This is a genomic window from Methylobacterium sp. FW102-HT35C08 (genome assembly GCF_058790235.1).
The window spans coordinates 371,555-389,058 of the sequence record NZ_JBYTCL010000002.1; the positions used below are offsets into that span (position 1 = coordinate 371,555).

Consider the following 17,504-nt stretch of genomic DNA (forward strand, 5'->3'; position numbering starts at 1 on the left):
TCGAATATTGCTCGGATGTTTCCAGGAATATTGGCCGGCACGATGCTCAGCGCGTCGCGGCCGCCGCCTGCGAGACTGTATTACGCTGTTGCAAAAAGGTGGCTGCACAGTCCGGCGAAGTATGAGAACTTAGCCGTGTTCCCGAACCCGGACTGATTCCGATGAAGATCGACGAGAGGGCGCTCCTTCAGGAGCGCGTGCGGACGCTTGTCCTGCGTCACGCACTGGAAGCTGTGCTTGCACGTCTCGCGACGGCCACGCAGGAGGCCGGGACGGACACCGAAACCGAGTTCCTGGACCTGGAGCAATCCCTGGTCAGCGCCGCCCGCAGCATCGCCGAGCGGGCGAGCACGCAGAGGCTGGCGGTGCTGGTCGCCGTCGAGGATGCAAGCACGACGATTCGCGCCGCCTTCGACGCCGCGCATGCGCGCCTGGACGCGCTCCGCCCGGTGCATCTCACATTGGTCGAGACGCCCGACGCCGTAGCCGCCTGAGGCCGGATAGGGTCCGCAACCCTCGGCGTGGCGAACACAGGCCCGCGTCGAGGTCCCGCCTGAGCTTTGGAATGGTGCTTACACCGCGGCGCATCACCGGTCGGAACTGCGCCGCCGAGACGCCATTGCCTGGATCGGGCGCGGCGACCCAAGAAGGCCACCGCGTTATCCCGCAGCGCCGCTTACTGCTTGGCGCGGTTGATGATCGTCCACAGCACGCGGGCCACGGGCTCGGTGACGGTGCGCCGATACTTGCGGTGAACGAGTTGGCCGTTGTGGTAGACGTCCTGCTCGACATAGAGCCGCTCGCCGTCCCAGCGGACGATGTTGTCAGACTCGATGGTCTCCTCGACACCGAGATCCCCCCGCACGATCGAGCTGCCAGTCTGAGTGAGCATACGCGCGTCCTCGTTCACGCAATTGGTCTGGCAGGGACGGCGCGGCCGCACGCCGTGAGACGCGACAGCCGGCAAATTCCCGCCGCGGGCAGCATAGGAGCGCGTCGGGATACATGCCAGCGACGCGGTCGACGCAATCGACCGACCGTAACGCCGGCATGCCCCGAACGGACCAGACAGCAGCGTCGCCAGCTGAACGTTACCCATGTGCGCTGGGGCACCTCGAGTTCAGTCGTCGGGTGCGATGCTTCACAAGCGCGCCAGGGCTGCACACAGGACCGTTCCTGTATCGGCGATCGCGCGACGGAGGCGCCCATGCTCGCTCGCCCGTTCCGGTTCGTCGCTCCGACGCTCGCAGCCCTCGGCCTGATCGCCCTGCGTTTGGCCAGCCCGCTGATCGGGCCGGCCGCCCCCTGTCAGCCCGACACGGCCGAGGACGGGGGCGTCGTCTTCCGGCATTATCTCTGAGCGATCAGCCGCGGCGGCTCAGGACAGCGCTCGGCACCGCGCAGGCCGGCTGGGCTGCCGGCCCGAGGACGATGTCACCCTGACGTGGATTGTTGACCGTGAACGGCGCGGTCTCCTGCGTTCCGAAGAACCCGCGCCCGAGTTGGGGAACGAACAGATCGTCCCCGAACCGCACGAAGCAGCGGTCGAGCACGGCCTCGTAGTCGAAGGTCCGGTGCAGCACCGGCTCGCCGCCGGGGATGCCGCAATAGGCCGACACGTCGATCTGGCCCGGTCGCGACAGTCGCACCGGCACGGACCGCCCGGGCGGCAGCGTCACCGGAGGGCCGGCCTCGTTCCGCACCACGAGCACGAAGTTCGAGCGGTTGTAGACGCGGCGGAGGCAATCCGCCGAGGCATCGGAGGCGGCCGGAACCGTTCCGGCGATGCCGAGCACCAGGCCGGCCCAGGCGCGCGCAACACGTTTCGTCACCGTCAATCCTCCGCCGCCGATCCGATCCACCGGGACCGGTCGCACGCCACTTGAACAGCGGCCGGCTTGGCCACGCAAGTCGAACGCGGCAGGCGCGGGCGCGTTCACGCGCTCAGCGTAAATGCCCGTCGCGGATTGCGTAGCCGAGCGCTCAACGCCGCTCGTAAAGCAGGCGGGCGCGGATGGTGCCCGGTATGGCGCGGATCTCGTCGAGGAGCCCCTCCGCATCCGCGTCGGTGGCGTCCGTCTCCAGCACCACGTAACCGACCTCGCCGTCGGTCTGGTAGAACTGCGCCGCGATGTTGACGTGGCCCCGGGAGAACACGTCGTTGAGGCGCCCCAGCATGCCCGGCAGGTTACGCTGGACATGGATGAAGCGCGTTCCGGTCGGCCGGGCGGGCAGTTGCACCTGCGGGAAATTCACCGCGCCGACGGTCGAGCCGATATCGGAATAATCGACGAGCTTGCGGGCCACTTCGGCGCCGATGCGCTCCTGCGCCTCTTCCGTGGAACCGCCGACATGCGGCGTGAGGATGACGTTCTCGATCCCCTGGAGCGGGCTCACGAAGGTCTCGGCGTTTGATCCCGGCTCCACGGGGAAGACGTCGACGGCAGCGCCCTTGAGGTGGCCGTCACGCAGGGCCGCAGCGAGAGCGTCCAGATCGACCACGGTGCCCCGGGCGTTGTTGATCAGGAACGCGCCGGGTTTCATGGCCCGGATCTCGGCTTCGCCGATCATGTTGGCCGTGGAGTCGGTCTCCGGCACGTGGAGCGAGACCACATCGCTCTGGGCGAGCAGCTCGTGCAGCGTCTCGGTGGGCTCGGTATTGCCGTGTCGCAGCTTGTCGGTGTGATCGTAGAACAGGACACGCATGCCCATGGCTTCCGCCAAGGTGGATAGCTGCGTTCCGATATTGCCGTAGCCCACGATGCCCAGCGTCTTGCCACGGACCTCGAGCGACCCGACCGCCGACTTGTCCCAACGGCCGGCATGGGCGCCGACCGAGCGCGGCACAATCCGGCGCAGCAGCATCACGATTTCGCCGATCGTCAGCTCGGCCACCGAGCGTGTATTCGAGAAGGGCGCGTTGAAGACCGGGATGCCGCGGTGGCGCGCCGCTTCGAGATCGACCTGATTCGTCCCCACCGAGAAGCAGCCCACCGCCAGCAGCCGATCCGCAGCCTCGAAGGCGGCCGCGTCGAGCTGCGTCCGGGACCGGATGCCCACCATGTGCACCCCCTGCAGCGCCTCGTGCAGGGCCTCCCGGTCGAGCGCCTTCGGCAGCCGCGTCAGGTTGGTGTAACCGGCCACCCGCATCAGCGCGACGGCACTGTCGTTGATGCCTTCGAGCAGCAGGACCCGTATCTTGTCCTTGGGCAGGGAGAGCTTGTCGGGCGTCATCGGCATCGATCGTCTGGCAGGAAGTCTCGGTGGGATTCGGTCGCTCCGAGCCCCGAGGCGGCAGGGATACGAGCGTGCCCTGTGCGATGCAACATGGCGCGGCGGCGGGCAGAGGTGCGCCGCCGAGACAGGCCGTCCGGACAGTCGCGCGAAGACATTGAACGCGGCGCGCCTCCGCTGCTGAATATTAGAGCAGGCGATAGCGCAAGAACTGAGCTTCCGGGCGGAACTCTGCTTCGGCTCATCGCTTTTTAGGGCCCTGGACTGACACAACCTGCCTCTCGTCCAGCCGAGTGGCGGCTTCCGACATGGTTCCCGACGATGCATATTCGCACCGGTTTCTCGATCGCCTTCGACACCGTCGGCCCGACGCCAATGAACCTGCTCCTGAACGTGCGTCCGGAGCGCAGGACCGATCTCGTCACCCCGGAGACGATCACCTTCGATCCGCCGATCCCCGCCCGCCAGCACGTCGATGCTTTCGGCAATGTCTGCACGCGCATCGTGGCGCCGGGCGGCCGGATCACCATGGCGGCCGATTTCACGATCGCCGATAGCGGCCTTCCGGACGATCGGGTACCCGGCGTGCGTCAGCGCGCCGTGCAGGACCTGTCGGACGATGTCCTGATGTACCTGCTCGGCTCGCGCTATTGCGATACCGACAAGCTCTCGGGTATCGCGTGGTCGCTGTTCGGCGGCACACCGGAAGGCTGGGCCCGGGTCCAGGCGATCGTCGACTTCGCCCACGCGCATCTGCGCTTCGACTACCAGCAGGCCGACGCGACCCGCACCGCCTTCGACGGCTACACCCAGCGGGTCGGGGTGTGCCGCGACTTCGCGCATCTCGCGATCACTCTGTGCCGCTGCATGAACATCCCGGCGCGCTACGCCACCGGCTACCTCGGCGATATAGGCGTGTCGAAAGACCCCGCTCCGATGGACTTCTCGGCGTGGTTCGAGGTCTATCTCGACGGTCCGGAGGGCCCGCGCTGGTACACGTTCGACGCGCGCCACAACCGGCCGCGGATCGGCCGCATCGTCATGGCCCGCGGACGTGACGCGACCGACTGCGCCCTGACGACGAGCTTCGGCTCCGCGTACCTCGCGCGGTTCGACGTCCACACCGACGAAGTGCCGGGCGCAGCCACGCCTCTGGCCCGCGCAGCCTGAGGGCAGGGGGGTGCTGCTAGACGGTTTCGGCCGTCTCGCGGACGGCCGGCGCGTTGTTGCCCTGGTGGAGGAAGGTCGGATCGAACTCGGCCAGCGCGACCAGGGCGTCCCAATCCTCGATGGTCAGGACACCGCCGCTGAGGGTGACCAGCTTGCGCGCCCGCAAGGTGCGCAAAACCCGGTTCAGATGCACGCTTGTCAGGCCGAGCGCATCGGCCAGCTCCGCCTGCTTCGGGGCCAGGGAGAAGCTGAGGCCGTTCGTCAGTCCGACCGCGCGCTGCCGGAGATACAATTCGCAGAACAGGTGCGCCACGCGTCCGAGCGCCTGACGCCGGCCCAGGCTGGTGATCCGCTCGCGATAATGGGCCCCGTCGATCAGGGTATCCCGCCACAGGGCATTCGCAAGGTCCGGGTGCCGCCGGAGCACCTGGTGCAGCGCGTCGTGCGGGATGAAGGCGATGGTGCAGGCCGTCAGGGTGGCGAGATTGTGGTCCATCCGGTGCAGGTGCAGGCTCTGCAGGTCCGGCATGTCGCCGGCGATGTAGAACGACAGGATCTGCCGGCCGCCCTCGGACAGCGCGGCATAGCGCGAGGCCCAGCCCTGGAGGACGAGGCAGCACTGGCTCGGCCGTTCGCCGAACCGGGCGATATCGTGGCGGCCCGGCAGGTTTCGAACCGTGTACGGCAGATCGAGGATCGCGGTCCGATCCTCTTCGGCCAGGACCGTTATGCTGTCGAGCTTGCGCGTCAGCATCTCCAGCGGTGAGTGTCGTCCGGTCGGCATCCGCGCTTAGGCCTTGCGCGGCCCGATCAGGTGGGACCACCGCGGCTGACCCGCTTCGGCCGGACGGTGGAGACAAGAGCGCAGCACGTTCATTCCTCCAGACCGGACATCGATCGGCGCCCTCCTGCTGGCACCGGCCTTGAACCCGGTGCCAGACGCGATCGGCGAAGCGATGGTCCTGCGAGACGAGCAGGATCACGTCGCCGCTGCCGGAAGCCTTCGTGTCGCCGCCAGAGGTATCGCGCCTGCACGGCGGCGGGCAAGAGCGGCAAGCGAAAGCGTCACCAGGCCGCGGATGTGCCATCCGCCGCGCCGCGGACACCCCCGTTCGGTTGAAGTCAGAGGGCCGATGCTGTATGGCACGCGCGTCCTCCCGGATCCGCTCTCGGCGCTCGTCACTCTTGCGCCCGCCGGGCCGCCGGCTGGACCGCCCTCGTCATCCGTATCGACGCGTCGGCAAGCCGGGTCCCACGGGACCGGTCGCCTCTCCCGAAAGAGTCCGGGGAGGCCGCGGCGAGCGAGGGTGCCTGCAACGCGAGCCGCCGACGCAACGGGCCTCCGCCGGAGGCCGTTCAGGAGACAGAATGACCGCAGGTACCGCTCTGGGGCGCAGCCCGAGCCGCGACGATTTCGCCGCACTCCTCGAGGAGAGCTTCCTCGAACACGAGATCACCGAAGGCTCCGTCGTCAAGGGTCGCGTCGTCGCGATCGAGAAGGACGTGGCCGTCATCGACATCGGCGCCAAGACGGAAGGCCGTGTCGCGCTCAAGGAATTCACCGGTCCCGGCCGCGAGGGCGAGCTGAAGGTCGGCGACGAGGTCGAGGTCTACGTCGACCGGATCGAGAACGCGCTCGGCGAGGCCGTCATCTCGCGCGACAAGGCGCGCCGCGAGGAGAGCTGGGTCAAGCTCGAGAAGTCGTTCGAGAACAACGACCGCGTCACCGGCACGATCTTCAACCAGGTCAAGGGCGGCTACACCGTCGACCTCGACGGCGCCGTGGCGTTCCTGCCGCGCTCGCAGGTCGACATCCGCCCGGTCCGCGACGTCACCCCGCTGCTGGGCACCCCACAGCCGTTCCAGATCCTCAAGATGGATCGCCGCCGCGGCAACATCGTCGTGTCGCGCCGCACCGTCCTCGAGGAGAGCCGCGCCGAGCAGCGCTCGGAGCTGGTGGCCAACCTTGAGGAAGGTCAGGTCATCGACGGCGTCGTCAAGAACATCACCGAGTACGGCGCGTTCGTCGACCTCGGCGGGATCGACGGCCTGCTGCACGTCACCGACATGGCGTGGCGCCGCGTGAACCACCCGTCGGAAGTGGTCACGATCGGTCAGACCGTGAAGGTCAAGATCATCAAGATCAACCACGAGACGCACCGCATCTCGCTCGGCATCAAGCAGCTTCTCGCCGATCCGTGGGAGGGCATCGCCGCCCGCTACCCGGAGGGCGCCAAGCTCAAGGGCCGCGTGACCAACATCACCGATTACGGCGCCTTCGTGGAGCTGGAGCCGGGGATTGAGGGCCTGATCCACGTCTCCGAGATGAGCTGGACCAAGAAGAACGTCCATCCGGGCAAGATCGTCTCCACCTCCCAGGAGGTCGAGGTTCAGATCCTGGAGGTCGATCCGGTCAAGCGTCGCATCTCGCTGGGCCTCAAGCAGACCCTGCAGAACCCCTGGGAGGCCTTCGCCGAGAAGCACCCGGTCGGCTCCGAGGTCGAGGGCGAGGTCAAGAACAAGACCGAGTTCGGCCTGTTCATCGGCCTCGAGGGCGATGTCGACGGCATGGTTCACCTGTCGGATCTCGACTGGAACCGTCCCGGCGAGCAGGTCATCGAGGAGTTCAAGAAGGGCGACATGGTCCGCGCCCAGGTTCTCGACGTCGATGTCGAGAAGGAGCGGATCTCGCTGGGCGTGAAGCAGCTCGGCGGTGACCCCTTCGCCGAGGCGGGCGAGATCAAGAAGGGCCAGATCGTCACCTGTGAGGTGGTCGAGGTGAAGGATGCCGGCGTCGAGGTGAAGATCGTCGACACCGACATGCAGACCTTCATCCGTCGCGCCGAGCTGGCCCGCGACCGCGGCGACCAGCGTCCCGAGCGCTTCGCCACCGGCGAGAAGTTCGACGCCCGCGTCGTGCAGTTCGACCGGAAGGCCCGCCGCGTGCAGGTCTCGATCAAGGCCCTCGAGGTCGCCGAGGAGAAGGAGGCCATGGCCCAGTTCGGCTCCGCCGATTCGGGTGCCTCGCTCGGCGATATCCTGGGCGCGGCCTTCAACAAGAAGCGCACCGACGACGAGTAAGCCGCTGGTCACTGCCGCCCGGCCTGTTCGGGCGGCGGATCCGCGATACCGAGACCCGCGCAGGACCGACGTCCTGCGCGGGTTCTTTTTTGGCTCAACAATTCAAGGTTGCCGAAGGCGGATCGCAGGTCGGATGGGCCGGTGCGACGCGACAGCGGCCGGCCACCCCGTCATTTTCTTCGTCCGCCCCATATCCACGCCCGCGGTAAATGCTCTAGAACACCGGCCTCGCACGGCTCGGACCGAGCGAGCCGAAGGAAACCAAGGACTTGCCCGGCGCGGGGGCGTGGCTCCCGCATCCCGTCGAGGGGAGCGACCGGGGGCTTCAGGGGAAGGCACAGCATGGCAGCCGACGCCGAACTGCTGATCGACCGGCGGCGCCTGCGCCGCAGGCTGTCTCTCTGGCGCGTGCTCGGCATCGGCGGCCTGATCGTGGCGGTCGGCGCGCTCGGCTACCGCGTGCGCACCGGCGCGGAGGGCGGCTTCGCCGTGCGGCCGCAGATCGCCCGCATCTCGGTCTCGGGCTTCATCGCGGGCAGCGAGGCCACCGCCAAGCTGATGAAGCGGGTCGGCGACGCGGATGCCGTGAAGGGCGTGATCGTCTCGATCAACTCGCCCGGCGGCACGACCACGGGCTCCGAGGAGATCTTCCGCAACCTGCGGGCGCTGGCCGCCAAGAAGCCGATCGTTGCCTTCGTGGACGGCACCGCCGCCTCCGGGGCCTACATCACCGCCATCGCGGCCGACCACATCGTGGCGCGCGAGACGAGCCTCGTCGGCTCGATCGGCGTGCTGTTCCAGTATCCGGACGTGTCCGGCCTGCTCGACAAGGTCGGCGTCAAGGTCGAGTCGGTGAAGTCGTCGCCGCTCAAGGCCGAGCCTTCGGGCTTCACCCCGACCTCGCCGGAAGCGCGCGCGGCGCTCGCCGCGGTCGTCGGCGATACCTACGCGTGGTTCAAGGGCCTCGTGGCCGAACGGCGGGGCATGGATCCGGGCCAGCTCGCCACCGTCTCGGACGGCCGTGTCTTCAGCGGCCGCCAGAGCCTGCCGCTGAAGCTGGTGGACGAGCTCGGCAGCGAGCGCCAGGCCGCGGCGTGGCTGGAGAGCGCCCGCGGCGTCCAGAAGGACCTGCCGATCAAGGATTGGAAGCCCTCGACCGAGAGCAATTTCTCCCTGTGGTCCGCGGCCGGCATCGGCGCCGATCTCCTCGGGCTCGACGGCCTCGCGGCGCGGCTGCGGACCGTCGGCGCCGAGGCCCAGGCCTCCCAGGGCGGGCTGCTCGCGCTCTGGCGCCCGGCCCCCTGATTGCCTGCCCTCACGCAGCCCGCCCCGATCCCGCGAGAAGACAAGACGCCATGATCAAGTCGGAGCTCGTCCTCAAGATCGCCGAGCAGAACCCGCATCTCTATCAGCGCGACGTGGAGATTCTGGTCAACGCGATCCTCGACACCATTTCCGACGCGCTGGCCCGCGGCGACCGGGTGGAGCTGCGCGGCTTCGGTGCCTTCTCGGTGAAACGCCGCGAGGCGCGCCGGGGACGCAACCCGCGCACGGGCGCCGCCGTTGCCGTGTCCGAGAAGGCGATCCCGGTGTTCAAGACCGGCAAGGAGATGCGCCAGCGCCTCAACGCCGCGGGCATCGGCGAGAGCGCCTCGGCCGCCGAGTAGGAAGGACCTGTACGCGCGATGATCCGTTTCCTGAAGAGCCTCGTGCTGCTGCCGATCGCCGCCTTGGTGATCCTGCTGGCGGTCGCCAACCGCGCGCCGGTGCAGCTCTCCTTCGATCCGTTCAACGCCGACGCTCCGGTCTTCAGCGTCGCCCTGCCGCTCTACGCGATCCTGTTCGGCGCGGTGGCGCTCGGGATCGTGGTGGGCGGCATCTTCACGTGGCTCGGCCAGGGCAAGACCCGCGCCCGGGCGCGCTACCATCGCCGCGAGGCGGTCCGGTACGAGCGCGAGGCAACGCGGCTGCGGACCTACGCGCCGGAGAGCGAGACCGTCGGCCCCTACACGGTCCCGAATACGGGCCGCACCGCCCTGCCGGCGCCGCGATAGGGCGGCAGCCCCATCGCGAGGCGGCGGCGGGAAGGGGCCTTTTCTTGGACGGCCTGCATCTTCGGAGGATTTAGCGTGCGGCCCGCGCGGCCTCCACGAAGGCCGCGATCCTGCTCGGATCCTTGGTCCCGGGCGCCGACTCGACGCCCGACGAGACATCGACGGCGCGGAGTCCGGTTCGCATCAGCGCCTCGGCAACATTGGCCGCGTCGAGCCCGCCCGAAAGCATCGTGCCGTGCGGAAGATCGGCGCCGCGGAGAAGCTCCCAGTCGAAACGCCGGCCGTTCCCGCCCGGTAGGGTCGCGTCCGCGGGCGCCTTCGCGTCGAGCAGGATCCGGTCTGCCACGGCCGCGTAGGCGGGCAGGGCCGCGAGGTCCGCGCGTGTCGCGATGCCGAGCGCCTTCATCACCGGCCGGCCGGTGGCGGCCCGGATCGCCGCGACGCGCTCGGGGCTCTCGCGCCCGTGGAGTTGGATCAGATCCGGATCGGCCGCCGCCACGGCCGCTGCCACCTCCGCGTCGTCCGGATCGACGAGCAGGAGCACGCGCTCCGCCCGCCCGCGGGCGAGAGCGGAGAGGGCGGCAGCCTGCGCGAGGGTGACGTGCCGTGGGCTGCGCGCGAAGTGGACCAGCCCGATCCAATCCGCGCCGGCTTCGATGGCGGCAGTCAGGGTCGCTTCATTGCTGAGCCCGCAGATCTTCACGCGGGTCGGGGCGACGGTCTCAAAGGCCATGAGCCTCCTATAGCGGATCCCGCGCCGCCGATCAGGCCGTTCGCGACGCAGGGCAGCGTCTCGCCACTGAGCCGCCGCGCACCGACATGGTTCCCTCGACGAGCTGCCTGCTCCGCGACAAGCGCGTGGTATGGTGGCCCAAGGTTTCCGGCCGTGCTCAAAGGGGCTCGATATGAACGATCAAGAGATTCGAAAGGCTCTGGATCGCCATTGGACCGCATCCGATGCGAGCGACTTCGACCAAGAGCATGAAATTTATCGAGACGAGGCGGTCCTTGAGTACCCGCAATCAGGCGAGCGCATCCGCGGGCGGCGAAACATCCAAGCCTCGCGCACCGCGCAACCGAATCGGAAACGCTTCACGGTACGGCGGATCGTCGGCGGAGGCCGCTTCTGGATCACCGAATACGTTCTCACGTATGATGGGCGGCCGTCTTACACCGTGAGTATCATGGAGTTTCAGGACGGACAGGTTATCCGAGAAACGCAATATTTCGGCGAGGCGTTCGAGCCGGGACCGTCCCGGGCGCAATGGGTTGAGCGGATGGCCTGAACCCGGTCGCCGAGCACGAACGACATCGAATTGGGCTCGATACGCTCGTTACTCGGTTCTGCCTTTGGTGCGGCTTGGCGCGAACGGTCGTGATGGCCGGAAGCAGTCGGGAGTCTCTCTAATACAGCGCCGGCACGATGACGTTCGGGATCGGGAAGCCGCTGAAGACGAGCCGGCCATCCACCAGCCGGAGCGGCGGCAGCGCCTTCAGAGGCGCGCTGCCGGTCGGCGCCTCCGCGTCGGGCCGCCGGCCGAGGCCCAGAAGGCCGCCGACCAGCTGCCCAACCAGCGCGCCCCTGTCGGAGCCGAAGCGCTGTCCGACGATGCTCCCGACCAGAGCGTCGACGCCGGCGGCCCGCAGGTCGATCTGGCCCGCCGGCCGATGGGCGGCGTCGAGAGCGAGAGTTCCCTTGGCCTGCACGCGCTGATCACCCTTGGCGAGCGAGAGCGCGGTAAGATCCAGGGTACCCCCGGCCCGCCGCCAGCGCTCCAGCTCGCGCGCCACCGTTCCGGTCCGCAGCACCGTGGCTTGCGTCAGGATCGCGTCCAGAGCGAGATCGGCCGGGTCGCGGTTGCCAGTGAGGGCGTCGAGTTGCGGCACGGCCGCCTGGGTCAGACGCAGGCTCACATCAACGGCGCCCTCGGACTCGTAGCGGCCGGGCGTCGGTCTGGCATGCAGCTCCAGGTGCCGGCCCGTGATTGCGATCGGGCCGGGTTCGGCGCCCTGCACGGTGATGTCGGGGTTGTCCACGACCAGCGACGCGCGGGTGAAGCCCTCCGCGGCGCCGTGGAAGCTGCCCTGCAGGCCCTTCCAGGCAGCGTCGCCGATCAGGTCGCCCTGCTCAACGTGGAACGGGCCGGCGCTCTCGAACACGACCAGCCGGGGTTGGTAGATCTGCGCGACCGCGGTGCTCGGCCCGAGCCGGAACCGCCCGTCGGCGCGCTCTAGGGTCACGGCGCTGCAGCGCAGCTCGATACGGAACGGGTAGCCGCCGAGGGTGCGGTCGGCACAGGTCCAGGTGCGGCCCGCGGCCGCCTCGCGGACCATCCAGGCATCGATCTCGCCGGCGGCGCGCCCGCGGATCCAGAACCAGCCGGCAGACCATCCGACCGCCACAACGGCCAGCAGGATGTAGGGGAGGAACAGCCCGAGTCGGGAACGCCGCGCGCCCTTTGCTGGCCGTGTTGAAGCGATATCGTCCGGCCGCGTCCGATCCTGCACCATGCGTTCCGCTCCCCGACCCGATCCCCGCAGGGACATCGCGGCCCCGGCTTGAGGCCACGCAAGGGGCGAAACTGGGGCAGCGCCGAGCGTGGTCGACCGCCGCGGCTGGCGATCGGGCCTCCGCGCGCCGGTTTTTCCCGGTCAGACCTGCGCCGGCTCGACGCTGTCGACCTGAAGATCCTCGACGATCGCCACCCGCTCGGCTTCGTTCTCGGCCAGCCGGTGCACGTGCATCTCGGTGGCTCCCCGACGGCGCACCCGGTCGAGCCAGGTCCGCCGCAGGTGCTCGCGCGGGCTCTCGCTGGAGCTGGCGACCGAGACCATCTCGGCGATGCCGGCATTGTCGCGGCGCACTGCGATCACCACGGCCTGCGCCATCTCATCGAGGTCGAAGCCCCCGGCGGGATGGACGCCCACGACGTAGCGACGGCCGGAGCGGCCGCGCCAGGCCGAGAGGGGAAGGGCGGGCGAGCCGCGCAGGCCCGCCGTGGTCTTGAGGCGTTCTTCACGCACATCCTGCCTCCGCGTGCGATCGTCCTTCAGGTCGCGAAGCGCGGCCGACCAGGACAGGGCTCTTCTGTTCGCCATTTGTTCTAACCTAGCGCGCGCTATCCACAGGCGTCAAGCGCGATGTTCCTAGGAACAGATGTGGGACTTACACCCGCTATCCACAAGCCGGATCGGCCGGTTCGACGCAGGGGGTGGCGAGCCGATCAGCGGCGCGGTGCGGCCGCCGCAGGGGCCTCGGATGCCGGTTCCGCGTGACCTGCGGCGGCGAGCCCGTGGAGCCCACCGTCGACGAGGGCGTTCGACGCGGTCTCGAGCCGCTCCTGCGCCAATGCCTGGAACTCCTGCCGGGGCAGACCCGGCGGGATCGGCGGCAGGAACTCGATCACAGCCGTCCCTGGACGGCGCAGGAGGCTGTTACGGGACCAGAACAGGCCGGTGTTCAGCGCCACGGGTACGCAGGGGACCTGCAGGGCCGTGTAGAGGTGCGACAGGCCTTGCTTGTAGGCCGGCGGCGCCCCGACTGGGCGGCGGGTTCCCTCGGGGAAGATGATGAGCCGGCGTCCCTGCCGAATCGCCTCGCCGGCGGCGGCGTTCATCAGGCTCATCGCCCGGGTGCCCTTGGACCGATCGATCGCCACCATGCCGCTGCGGGACAGGTACCAGCCGATCAGCGGGATGAGCAGCAGCTCCTTCTTCAGGATGTAAGCGAAGTCCGGCAGCACGGTGCAGAGCGCCAGCGTCTCCAGGGCCGACTGGTGCTTGGCCGCCACCAGCAGCGGCCCCGGCGGGATGTTGTTCAGCCCGCGGAACTCGACCCGCGTGCCGGCGACGACGCGCAGCAGCCAGAGTGTGATCCGCCCCCAGGCGCGGGCGAGCCGCAGAACCGACCGGCCGGAGACCAGCATGGGCAGGCCGATAAAGGCCAGGACCGTGGTGACGGCATAAAAGCAGATGTTGAAGGCGAGGGAGCGCAGGGCGAGCATCGGGAACCGTATCGTGGCGACTCCCTGTAGCGCGCCCGCCCGTCCGCGGCCAAGGGCGGTGTCGCCGGGACCGGTCAGGCGTCCTCGGCCCAGCGGCGGCCGCGGGTGAAGCCGGCGCGCCGGCCGGCCACGAGCCAGTAGACCAACCCGGCGCTCGCGCCGACGACGAACAGGATCAGGGTCAGGCGCGCCTCAGCGGCCAGGAGGCCGGCATCGCGCGTCCCGCCCCCCGCCCGGACGGCGCCGCGGGTCAGCCAGGGGAGGGCGGCGGTCAGCAGGCCGCAACCGGCGCCGTACCACACGAGGCCGCGTCGCCCGAGCACTTCGCCGCCGAGACCGACCAGGGCCGGCGGTACGAACAGCAGGACGAACAGCGCCTTGGCGAGACCGGCGACGAACAGCACCACCCCTTCCGGCGGGAGCCCGGCCGACAGGTCCGACAGGGCCATGTCGAGGCCGGCCAGCGCCCCGCCGGTCAGCCAGGCATGCGCGGCCGGATCGACCAGCACCGCCAGGACCAGCACGGCGAAGCCCGCCGGGACGGCGAGAAGGAGGGCGAAGGCCCCGAGGATCAGGCGGCCGAGGAGGTGCATGCCGGACAGCCTCTACACCGGGTGCACCCTCCCGTCGCGCGAAAGCCCGCCCGATCCGCGCAGGATCAGACGGGCTTTCCGAAACGGCGCGGCGCGTCAGCCGTGGGCGGGTGCAGCGTCGCCGTGGTCGCCGTGGCTGTGCTTCTTCCGGAACCGGCCGAGCCAGATCGAGAAGTGCCGGATTACCACGTAGAAGACCGGCGTCAGGAACAGGCCGAAGAAGGTCGCGCCGATCATCCCGAAGAACACCGCGGTGCCGAGCGCCTGGCGCATCTCGGCGCCCGGGCCCGTGGCGATGACCAGCGGCAGGGTGCCGAGGATGAACGCGAACGCGGTCATCAGGATCGGGCGCAAGCGCAGGCGGCAGGCTTCGACCGCCGCCTCGACCGGGCCGCGGTGCTCCCGCTGCTCGATGTCGTGCGCGAACTCGACGATCAGGATCGCGTTCTTGGCAGCCAGGCCGATGAGCACGATCAGGCCGATCTGCGTCAGGATGTTGTTGTCCTGGCCGCGGAACTGCACGCCCGCGAGCGCGGCGAGCACCCCGGTCGGCACCACAAGCAGGATCGCCAGCGGCAGCGCCCACGATTCGTACTGCGCGGCGAGCACGAGGAAGACGAGCAGCACGCCCAGTGCGAAGACGGCGCCGGCGGTGCCGCTCGCGGCCTTCTGCTGGTAGGCGATCTCGGTCCAGTCGTACGAGTAGCCGTCGGGCAGGGCCTTCTTGGCGATCTGCTCCATGGCGTCCAGCGCCTGACCGGTCGAGACGCCGGGCTTGGCCACGCCCTGCACCGGGACCGAGTAGTACAGGTTGAAGCGCTGCACGATCTGCGGCCCGGTCACGTCCCGCACCGAGGCGAGCGTTCCCATCGGCACCAGCGCGCCGGTGGAGGAGCGCACCTTGATCTGTGAGATGTCCTGAATCGACGTCCGGAAGGCGGCGTCGCCCTGCAAGCGCACCTGGTAGATGCGGCCGAGCGTGTTGAAGTCGTTCACGTAGGTGCCGCCGAGATCCGCCTGGACCGACGAGAACACGTTGGCGAGTGGCACGTTCAGCATCCGCGCGATGGTGCGGTCGATGTCGAGGAAGAGCTGCGGCGTCGAGTTGTCGAAGGTCGTGAAGACGCGCTGCACGTCCGCGCTCTGGTTGGCCTGAGCGATCACCTCACCGGCCGCGGCCATGAGCGGGCCGATCTCCGACGATTGCCGGCTCTCGATCTGCATCTTGAAGCCGCCGCCGTTGCCGAGGCCGCGGACCGGCGGCGGCGGGATCACGATCACCCGGGCTTCCTGGATGTCCGAGGTGGCCTTCAGCACGTCGCCGGTGATCACGGCGGCGCTGCGACCCACTTCCGCCCGTTCCTTCGCGCCCTTCAGGGTCAGGAACATCACGCCGGCATTGGTCGTGTTGGTGAAGGTCGCGCCGTCGAAGCCCGCGATGATCACCGCGTTGGCCACGCCGTCGACCGTCCGGGCCTGCTTGGCCGCGCGCAGGATCACGTCCGTCGTGCGGTCGAGGGACGCGCCCGAGGGCAGCTGGACCACGCCGATCAGGTAGCCCTGGTCCTGGTCCGGGATGAAGCCCGTGGGCGTGGTCTGCGCGAGGTGCAGCGTTCCGGCGATCACCGCCGCGTAGATCAGCAGCATCACGCCGAGACCCACGATGCCGCCGGTCAGGACACGGATCGTCCGGCCGTAGGCGTTCGAGGTCGCGTCGAAGGCGCGGTTGAAGCCGTTCGCCAGCCAATTGATGAACCGCGTCAGGAAGAACTTCGGCTCCTTCCGGGCGTGGTGCGGCACCAGCAGCAGCTTACACAGCGCCGGCGACAGGGTCAGCGAGTTGAAGGCCGAGATCAGGGTCGAGGCCGCGATGGTCAGCGCGAACTGCTTGTAGAACTGGCCCGAGATGCCCGGGATGAACGCCGTCGGCACGAACACCGCGGCGAGCACCAGCGCGATCGCGATGACCGCGCCGCCGACCTCGTCCATGGTCTTGTGCGCAGCGTCGCCCGGCGACAGGCCCTCGGCCATATTGCGCTCGACGTTCTCCACCACAACGATGGCGTCGTCGACCACGATGCCGATGGCGAGCACCAGCCCGAACAGGGTCAGGTTGTTCAGCGAGAAGCCGAAGGCCGCCATCGCCGCGAAGGTGCCGATCAGCGAGACCGGGATCGCGATCACCGGGATCAGCGCGGTCCGCCAGCTCTGGAGGAAGACCAGCACCACGATGACCACGAGGCCGACCGCCTCAAACAGGGTCTTGTAGACCTCGTGGATCGATTCCTCGATGAACTCCGTCGGGTTGTAGGCGATGCGGTACTCGACGTCGGGCGGGAACCGCTTCTTGACCTCCTCCATCACCTTCTTGACCGACGCCGCCGCGTCGAGGGCGTTGGTGCCGGGGCGCTGGAACGCACCGATGCCCACTGCCGGCGTGTCGTTGAGGTAGGAGTTGGTCGTGTAGTCCTTCTGGCCCATCTCGACGCGGGCGATGTCCTTGACCCGGACGAGGCGGCCGTCCTGGGCCTTGATGATCACCTCGGCGAACTGCTCGGGCGTCTTGAACCGCGCCTGCGATTGCACGACGAGCTGAAACGCCTCGCTCTTGGCCGCGGGCGGGCCGTTCAGCTGGCCGGCCGCCACCTGCACGTTCTGCTCCTGCAGCGCCGTGGTGACGTCGGTGACCGAGAGGCCGTAGGCGGCGAGCTTGTTGGGATCGACCCAGATCCGCTCGGCGTACTCGTTACCGCCGAAGATCGTGATGTCGCCGACGCCGTCGAGGCGCAGCAGCTCGTCGCGGATGTTCAGGTAGATGTAGTTGGCGAGGTAATTCTGGTCGTAGGTCTTGTTCGGCGACAGCAGGTGCACGACCAGCATCAGGTCGGGCGAGGCCTTGCGCACGGTGACGCCGAGGTTGCGCACGTCCGGCGGCAGGCGCGGCTGGGCCACCGATAGCCGGTTCTGCACCAGCACGTTGGCGATATCGAGGTTGGTGCCGACCTTGAAGGTGACGGTCAGCAGCATGTTGCCGTCGTTTGTCGACAACGACGTCATGTACAGCATGTTGTCGACGCCGTTGACCTCCTGCTCGATCGGGGTCGCGATCGTGGCGGCAACGGTCTCGGCGTTGGCGCCCGGATAGGAGGCGCGCACGGTCACGGTCGGCGGCACGATCTCGGGATACTGCGAGACCGGCAGGCTCTCGTAGGCCACGAAGCCGAGGATCAGGAACACGATCGACGTGACGGACGCGAAGATCGGCCTGTCGACGAAGAAATGGGCGAAACGCATCGGTCAAACCTCTGAGGCCCGCCGGTCTCCCGGCCGGGGCCCTGCGTCGTCGGTGCGGGGCGCGCCGTGCGGCG

At 68.8% G+C, this 17,504-nt stretch carries 18 protein-coding genes; 8 read left to right on the top strand and 10 right to left on the bottom strand.

Annotation, left to right across the window (positions count from 1 at the left end):
* Positions 1-161: 161 nt before the first annotated feature.
* On the top strand, positions 162-494 hold the full coding sequence (locus AC3WSN_RS01920) for a hypothetical protein (protein WP_492535968.1): 333 nt from the start codon (positions 162-164) through the stop codon (positions 492-494).
* A 182-nt stretch (positions 495-676) separates the two neighbouring features.
* Here the strand turns inward: AC3WSN_RS01920 and AC3WSN_RS01925 are convergent, their stop codons facing one another.
* On the bottom strand, positions 677-892 hold the full coding sequence (locus AC3WSN_RS01925) for a hypothetical protein (RefSeq protein ID WP_192707175.1): 216 nt from the start codon (positions 890-892) through the stop codon (positions 677-679).
* Positions 893-1,207: 315 nt separating this feature from the next.
* Between AC3WSN_RS01925 and AC3WSN_RS01930 the strand changes: the two genes are divergently transcribed.
* A complete protein-coding gene (locus AC3WSN_RS01930; RefSeq protein ID WP_192707176.1) occupies positions 1,208-1,360 on the top strand; it encodes a hypothetical protein in 153 nt (50 codons plus the stop codon).
* A gap of 4 nt (positions 1,361-1,364) precedes the next feature.
* On the opposite strand, the gene AC3WSN_RS01935 is transcribed toward AC3WSN_RS01930, so the two are convergent.
* Both AC3WSN_RS01935 and serA read right to left on the bottom strand, forming a co-directional pair.
* Positions 1,365-1,832, bottom strand: coding sequence for a hypothetical protein (locus AC3WSN_RS01935; RefSeq protein WP_238198261.1), 468 nt, complete (start codon positions 1,830-1,832; stop codon positions 1,365-1,367).
* 151 nt (positions 1,833-1,983) lie between these two features.
* Positions 1,984-3,234, bottom strand: a complete 1,251-nt coding sequence (gene serA / locus AC3WSN_RS01940; RefSeq protein WP_492535970.1) for a phosphoglycerate dehydrogenase — start codon at positions 3,232-3,234, stop codon at positions 1,984-1,986.
* 321 nt (positions 3,235-3,555) lie between these two features.
* Between serA and AC3WSN_RS01945 the strand changes: the two genes are divergently transcribed.
* On the top strand, positions 3,556-4,404 hold the full coding sequence (locus AC3WSN_RS01945) for a transglutaminase-like domain-containing protein (protein ID WP_492535972.1): 849 nt from the start codon (positions 3,556-3,558) through the stop codon (positions 4,402-4,404).
* Positions 4,405-4,420: 16 nt separating this feature from the next.
* Here the strand turns inward: AC3WSN_RS01945 and AC3WSN_RS01950 are convergent, their stop codons facing one another.
* Positions 4,421-5,158, bottom strand: coding sequence for a Crp/Fnr family transcriptional regulator (locus AC3WSN_RS01950; protein ID WP_492535973.1), 738 nt, complete (start codon positions 5,156-5,158; stop codon positions 4,421-4,423).
* 614 nt (positions 5,159-5,772) lie between these two features.
* On the opposite strand from AC3WSN_RS01950, the gene rpsA reads away from it, so the two are divergent.
* From rpsA to AC3WSN_RS01970, 4 genes are all read left to right on the top strand, one after another.
* Positions 5,773-7,485: a 30S ribosomal protein S1 gene (rpsA, locus tag AC3WSN_RS01955; protein ID WP_492535975.1), complete on the top strand. Its 1,713-nt coding sequence runs from the start codon at positions 5,773-5,775 to the stop codon at positions 7,483-7,485.
* Positions 7,486-7,827: 342 nt separating this feature from the next.
* Positions 7,828-8,790, top strand: coding sequence for a signal peptide peptidase SppA (sppA, locus tag AC3WSN_RS01960; RefSeq protein WP_192707182.1), 963 nt, complete (start codon positions 7,828-7,830; stop codon positions 8,788-8,790).
* A gap of 50 nt (positions 8,791-8,840) precedes the next feature.
* On the top strand, positions 8,841-9,152 hold the full coding sequence (locus AC3WSN_RS01965) for an integration host factor subunit beta (protein ID WP_091785957.1): 312 nt from the start codon (positions 8,841-8,843) through the stop codon (positions 9,150-9,152).
* A gap of 18 nt (positions 9,153-9,170) precedes the next feature.
* Entirely contained in the window at positions 9,171-9,539 is a 369-nt protein-coding gene (locus tag AC3WSN_RS01970) for a LapA family protein (protein WP_192707183.1), read from the top strand.
* A gap of 70 nt (positions 9,540-9,609) precedes the next feature.
* On the opposite strand, the gene AC3WSN_RS01975 is transcribed toward AC3WSN_RS01970, so the two are convergent.
* A complete protein-coding gene (locus AC3WSN_RS01975) occupies positions 9,610-10,272 on the bottom strand; it encodes a phosphoribosylanthranilate isomerase (protein ID WP_492535978.1) in 663 nt (220 codons plus the stop codon).
* Between the two features lie 172 nt (positions 10,273-10,444).
* Here AC3WSN_RS01975 and AC3WSN_RS01980 point away from each other — a divergent pair, with 172 nt between their 5' ends.
* Positions 10,445-10,825: a nuclear transport factor 2 family protein gene (locus AC3WSN_RS01980; RefSeq protein ID WP_492535980.1), complete on the top strand. Its 381-nt coding sequence runs from the start codon at positions 10,445-10,447 to the stop codon at positions 10,823-10,825.
* Positions 10,826-10,943: 118 nt separating this feature from the next.
* On the opposite strand, the gene AC3WSN_RS01985 is transcribed toward AC3WSN_RS01980, so the two are convergent.
* From AC3WSN_RS01985 to AC3WSN_RS02005, 5 genes are all read right to left on the bottom strand, one after another.
* Positions 10,944-12,050, bottom strand: coding sequence for a DUF2125 domain-containing protein (locus AC3WSN_RS01985; RefSeq protein ID WP_492535982.1), 1,107 nt, complete (start codon positions 12,048-12,050; stop codon positions 10,944-10,946).
* Between the two features lie 141 nt (positions 12,051-12,191).
* Positions 12,192-12,638 (bottom strand): hypothetical protein, encoded by a 447-nt coding sequence (locus tag AC3WSN_RS01990; RefSeq protein WP_192707186.1) that lies wholly within the window; start codon positions 12,636-12,638, stop codon positions 12,192-12,194.
* A 125-nt stretch (positions 12,639-12,763) separates the two neighbouring features.
* Positions 12,764-13,543 carry a lysophospholipid acyltransferase family protein gene (locus tag AC3WSN_RS01995; protein ID WP_492535984.1) on the bottom strand — a complete coding sequence of 260 codons (780 nt, stop codon included), beginning with the start codon at positions 13,541-13,543 and terminating at the stop codon, positions 12,764-12,766.
* Between the two features lie 74 nt (positions 13,544-13,617).
* Positions 13,618-14,136, bottom strand: a complete 519-nt coding sequence (locus tag AC3WSN_RS02000; protein ID WP_492535986.1) for a hypothetical protein — start codon at positions 14,134-14,136, stop codon at positions 13,618-13,620.
* Positions 14,137-14,232: 96 nt separating this feature from the next.
* A complete protein-coding gene (locus tag AC3WSN_RS02005; protein ID WP_192707189.1) occupies positions 14,233-17,430 on the bottom strand; it encodes an efflux RND transporter permease subunit in 3,198 nt (1,065 codons plus the stop codon).
* Positions 17,431-17,504 lie beyond the last annotated feature (74 nt).

Excerpts from the sequence above, each read along its gene's own strand:
- AC3WSN_RS01920 (WP_492535968.1), top strand. The coding sequence starts at position 162 with ATGAAGATCGACGAGAGGGCGCTCCTTCAGGAGCGCGTGCGGACGCTT.
- AC3WSN_RS01925 (WP_192707175.1), bottom strand. The coding sequence starts at position 892 with ATGCTCACTCAGACTGGCAGCTCGATCGTGCGGGGGGATCTCGGTGTC.
- AC3WSN_RS01930 (WP_192707176.1), top strand. The coding sequence starts at position 1,208 with ATGCTCGCTCGCCCGTTCCGGTTCGTCGCTCCGACGCTCGCAGCCCTC.
- serA (WP_492535970.1), bottom strand. The coding sequence starts at position 3,234 with ATGACGCCCGACAAGCTCTCCCTGCCCAAGGACAAGATACGGGTCCTG.
- AC3WSN_RS01945 (WP_492535972.1), top strand. The coding sequence starts at position 3,556 with ATGCATATTCGCACCGGTTTCTCGATCGCCTTCGACACCGTCGGCCCG.
- AC3WSN_RS01950 (WP_492535973.1), bottom strand. The coding sequence starts at position 5,158 with ATGCTGACGCGCAAGCTCGACAGCATAACGGTCCTGGCCGAAGAGGAT.
- rpsA (WP_492535975.1), top strand. The coding sequence starts at position 5,773 with ATGACCGCAGGTACCGCTCTGGGGCGCAGCCCGAGCCGCGACGATTTC.
- sppA (WP_192707182.1), top strand. The coding sequence starts at position 7,828 with ATGGCAGCCGACGCCGAACTGCTGATCGACCGGCGGCGCCTGCGCCGC.
- AC3WSN_RS01965 (WP_091785957.1), top strand. The coding sequence starts at position 8,841 with ATGATCAAGTCGGAGCTCGTCCTCAAGATCGCCGAGCAGAACCCGCAT.
- AC3WSN_RS01970 (WP_192707183.1), top strand. The coding sequence starts at position 9,171 with ATGATCCGTTTCCTGAAGAGCCTCGTGCTGCTGCCGATCGCCGCCTTG.
- AC3WSN_RS01975 (WP_492535978.1), bottom strand. The coding sequence starts at position 10,272 with ATGGCCTTTGAGACCGTCGCCCCGACCCGCGTGAAGATCTGCGGGCTC.
- AC3WSN_RS01980 (WP_492535980.1), top strand. The coding sequence starts at position 10,445 with ATGAACGATCAAGAGATTCGAAAGGCTCTGGATCGCCATTGGACCGCA.
- AC3WSN_RS01985 (WP_492535982.1), bottom strand. The coding sequence starts at position 12,050 with ATGGTGCAGGATCGGACGCGGCCGGACGATATCGCTTCAACACGGCCA.
- AC3WSN_RS01990 (WP_192707186.1), bottom strand. The coding sequence starts at position 12,638 with ATGGCGAACAGAAGAGCCCTGTCCTGGTCGGCCGCGCTTCGCGACCTG.
- AC3WSN_RS01995 (WP_492535984.1), bottom strand. The coding sequence starts at position 13,543 with ATGCTCGCCCTGCGCTCCCTCGCCTTCAACATCTGCTTTTATGCCGTC.
- AC3WSN_RS02000 (WP_492535986.1), bottom strand. The coding sequence starts at position 14,136 with ATGCACCTCCTCGGCCGCCTGATCCTCGGGGCCTTCGCCCTCCTTCTC.
- AC3WSN_RS02005 (WP_192707189.1), bottom strand. The coding sequence starts at position 17,430 with ATGCGTTTCGCCCATTTCTTCGTCGACAGGCCGATCTTCGCGTCCGTC.